The organism is Deltaproteobacteria bacterium (genome assembly GCA_016223005.1).
Lineage (GTDB): Bacteria > Desulfobacterota > GWC2-55-46 > UBA9637 > GWC2-42-11 > JACRPW01.
In genome coordinates, this window is record JACRPW010000088.1 from 1 (window position 1) to 3703 (window position 3703).

Sequence of the window (3703 nt, forward strand, 5' to 3'; positions counted from 1 at the left end):
GAGAAAAGCCAATACCAACAAGGAGGAACAAGCCATGCACAAACTTGGAACTATATTCTCGGAACTCTTGAAACTTTATCCGAGATATCAATTTGAAAAAGCTGTAGAACGATACCACGGAGACCGTTACATGAAGACCTTTTCTACATGGCAGCAGTTTATCACAATACTCTATTCCCAAATCAAGCAAAAAGATAGCCTTAGGGACATTGAGGCAGGTCTTACGACCCAGTTTGCCAAATGGTATCACATTGGGCTTCAATCCGTTAAAAGAAGCACCCTTTCTGATGCCAATAGCAAAAGGGACTATAAGATATTTGAGGGGTTGTTTTATCATCTTCTGTCTCGTTGTCGTGATTTAACTCCAAGGCACAGGTTTCGTTTTAAAAACCCTTTATACACCATTGATGCCACTACTATAGATTTATGCCTAACGGCATTCCCTTGGGCAAAGTTCAGAAAGACCAAAGGGGCTATAAAGATGCACTGCCTGTATGAACATGCAGGGGCATTGCCGTCCTTTCTTGTCATAACCGATGGAAAGACATCCGATGTCCGTGTGGTAAAAGAAAACTCTTTTCCCCTCTTGTCGGACAGCATCGTTTCCATAGACAGGGCATATATAGACTATAACTATTTAAATTCATTGAACAATAATAGGGTCTGGTTTGTAACCCGCGCCAAATCCAATATAGATTATACGGTTGTCGGACAGCATTCAGTTACAGCAAAAGGTATTGTCTCTGATTCTATCATTCGTCTAAATGGAGTCAAAACCAGAGAACTTTATGCAAAGGAACTAAGACTTATAGAATACTACGACTCTGAAACCAAAAAGACCCTTGTCTTTTTAACCAATAACTTTAATCTCTCTGCTGCCACTATTGCACAGATTTATAAATCCCGCTGGCAGATTGAACTGTTTTTTAAATGGATAAAGCAGAATCTCAAGATAAAATCCTTTCTTGGAACCTCTAAAAACGCTGTGATGACGCAAATCTGGATTGCTATGAGCTATTATCTCCTTCTTACCTATATCAAGTATCAGACCAAATATGCCCATTCGCTTTTAAACTTGAGCCGTGTTATCCGTGAAACGCTCTTTGACAGAAAAAACCTGATAGATATATTGACCCTTAAACTGGAACGACTGCGAATCTTTCATGATGAACCATTGCAACAAACATTATTTTAATCGGACAGTGTGAAGATTTATTAAAACTATTGTCTGTATTGCTTGCATTGCGGCATACTTATAAAGATGAAAAAGGTATTGAGCACGACACTATTGTTTCTCCCGTTGAATTAGAAAAAGGTTCAAATGATTTTTTTATCAGCAAAGCAGGAAATGACTTGCCAGCAAATGCAGATGCAAATGGCGCTTACAATATCGCACGGAAAGGATTGTGGCTTTTGAAAAAACTAGATGAAGTAGATGATGAAAAAAATGCCATCAAGAAATTTAATGAACTTAAATACGCTAAGGAAGTAACGAAGAAAAATAAAGGCAAGGATGAAGAAAGTGTAGAAGGTAAAAAGCCAAAGAAAGTAAGCCAATGGATACCCAACAAGGAATGGCTCAAGTTTGCGCAAGAACGGAACAATAAAAAATGAAAAATGGAAACTTATATTCCCATATCGTTTCTCAATGATTTTATTTTTTGCCCGCGCTCCATCTACTTTCATCAGTTGTATGGCAATTTCAACACGCAGATATATCAGCAAAAGCCGCAAATAGCAGGCAAGGCGGCGCATTCCTCTATTGACGAAAAGGCATATTCCACACGGAAAAACATTTTACAGGGAATAGAAATTTATTGCGAACAGTATAAGATTTGCGGCAAGGTGGATTTATTTGATACGGACAGCGGAAAACTCACGGAAAGGAAGCGGCAAATCAAAACCATTTATGACGGCTATGTTTTTCAGGTGTATGCGCAGTATCATGCCCTTATAGAGATGGGTTATGCGGTAAATAGTATTGCGCTTTATGACATTACGCACAATAAAAATCACCCGATACCTCTGCCGCATGAAAATCCTGATATGCAGCTAAAATTTGAAAAACTGATTGAGCAAATCAACAGTTTTGATATGAATGCCCCGGGCTTTATTCCTGTTGAAGCAAAATGCCGCAACTGCATCTATTCAAACCTTTGCGATTATGCTTATACTTGATTTGCCGGAATTTCTACTATTGTAGATTAGCCTATGTTAAGTTTGCCTGATTTCAGAGAAAAAAATATCGTGATATGCTTTGCCGCGGAAGGGCAAAAAGTATCATTCAAAAACGATAATCTCATTATCAAGGACGAGGAAGAAAATACAGTGCTGCAAACCACCTGCCACAAAATATTTTCGTTGTGGATAGCGGGGAACATAACCATTACATCGGGCATTTTGGAAAGGAGCAAAAAGTTCGGTTTTTCTATTTATATGCTGTCGCACAATTGCAGACCTTACGGATTATGGAGCAGCGCAACGGAAGGCAATTTTTTATTGCGCAGGAAGCAATATGATTACAAGGAGTTAAATATCGCACGCCATTTGGTGAACAACAAAATCATCAATCAAACAGAACTGCTCAAAGGCATCCGCGGTAAATCGCAAGGCGCAAAAGATGCGATTGATAAAATGACGGAATATGCGCGGCAAGCCGAAACCGCCGTTGACCTGCAAATGCTGCTGGGTTTGGAAGGAGTTGCATCACGCTTGTATTTCAGCCATTGGTTTGACGATATGGAATGGAAGGGGCGCAGACCGAGGACAAAGATTGATATCATCAATACCACTTTAGACATCGGTTACACTTATCTTTTCAATATTACAGAATGTATGTTGAACCTGTATGGTTTTGATTTGTATCAGGGTGTATATCACCGCTCTTTCTATCAGCGAAAATCGTTAGTATGCGATATAGTAGAGCCGTTTCGCTGCGTCATTGATAAACAGATTAAGCGGGCTTACGGATTAAAGCAGATGCAGAAAGACGATTTTAGGGAGCAGAAAGGACAATACTTTTTGAAAATAGAAAAAAACAAGGATTATACCCGTTGGCTCATCCAAAGCCTCTTGGAGCATAAAGAGGATATGTTCAGTTATGTGCAGGAATATTACCGCTGCTTTATGCGCAGGAAGCCGATAGAACATTATCCTGTTTTCAAAATAAAAGAGTAGATTTTATGCTCATTATTTCTTATGATATATCCGATGATAAGCTTCGCGCCAAGTTTTCCAAATATTTGAGTAAATTCGGCGGCAGGCTGCAATACTCGGTCTTTGAAATCCGAAACAGCGAAAGGGTGCTGGAAAATATCACGACGCATATCACGCACTATTTTGAAAAGAAATTTTCGCAAAATGACAGCGTGATGATTTTCAATCTCAGCAAGCAGTGTAAAATCACCCGCTATGGCTATGCTAAAAATGATGAAACCGACTTGGTGATAGTATAAAACTACAAACCTCGGTCTTAATGTAAAAAATGGTGTTTAGACAAGCCAATAAAGAGCCAAAATGCTCAAAAAAAGAGGGAACTGGGCATAAAAACCTGCTCATATTTCCTAAAAAATGGTGTTCTTCAGACATTATCTGTCTAAAGCACCAACAAAATTTCTACTATTGTAGATAAAAATCATATGCTTCATAGTCGTCATGTCTAAAGCACCAACAAAATTTCTACTATTGTAGATAGAAAGGTAAC

At 38.8% G+C, this 3703-nt stretch carries 5 protein-coding genes; all 5 read left to right on the top strand.

The window, feature by feature from the left end:
- Nucleotides 1-34: 34 nt before the first annotated feature.
- The 5 genes from HZC45_09000 to cas2 are packed head-to-tail and all read left to right on the top strand — an operon-like array spanning nucleotide 35 to nucleotide 3455.
- A complete protein-coding gene (locus tag HZC45_09000; GenBank protein MBI5683277.1) occupies nucleotides 35-1195 on the top strand; it encodes an IS4 family transposase in 1161 nt (386 codons plus the stop codon).
- A gap of 29 nt (nucleotides 1196-1224) precedes the next feature.
- Nucleotides 1225-1614 (top strand): hypothetical protein, encoded by a 390-nt coding sequence (locus HZC45_09005; GenBank protein MBI5683278.1) that lies wholly within the window; start codon nucleotides 1225-1227, stop codon nucleotides 1612-1614.
- Between the two features lie 3 nt (nucleotides 1615-1617).
- Nucleotides 1618-2178 (top strand): type V CRISPR-associated protein Cas4, encoded by a 561-nt coding sequence (gene cas4 / locus HZC45_09010; protein MBI5683279.1) that lies wholly within the window; start codon nucleotides 1618-1620, stop codon nucleotides 2176-2178.
- Nucleotides 2179-2211: 33 nt separating this feature from the next.
- On the top strand, nucleotides 2212-3177 hold the full coding sequence (gene cas1, locus HZC45_09015) for a type V CRISPR-associated endonuclease Cas1 (protein MBI5683280.1): 966 nt from the start codon (nucleotides 2212-2214) through the stop codon (nucleotides 3175-3177).
- 5 nt (nucleotides 3178-3182) lie between these two features.
- Nucleotides 3183-3455, top strand: a complete 273-nt coding sequence (gene cas2 / locus HZC45_09020) for a CRISPR-associated endonuclease Cas2 (GenBank protein MBI5683281.1) — start codon at nucleotides 3183-3185, stop codon at nucleotides 3453-3455.
- Nucleotides 3456-3703: the final 248 nt, after the last annotated feature.

Bases quoted from the DNA above. Each gene is read 5' to 3' on its own strand.
- HZC45_09000 (MBI5683277.1), top strand. From the start codon at position 35: ATGCACAAACTTGGAACTATATTCTCGGAACTCTTGAAACTTTATCCG.
- cas2 (MBI5683281.1), top strand. From the start codon at position 3,183: ATGCTCATTATTTCTTATGATATATCCGATGATAAGCTTCGCGCCAAG.
- cas4 (MBI5683279.1), top strand. From the start codon at position 1,618: ATGGAAACTTATATTCCCATATCGTTTCTCAATGATTTTATTTTTTGC.
- cas1 (MBI5683280.1), top strand. From the start codon at position 2,212: ATGTTAAGTTTGCCTGATTTCAGAGAAAAAAATATCGTGATATGCTTT.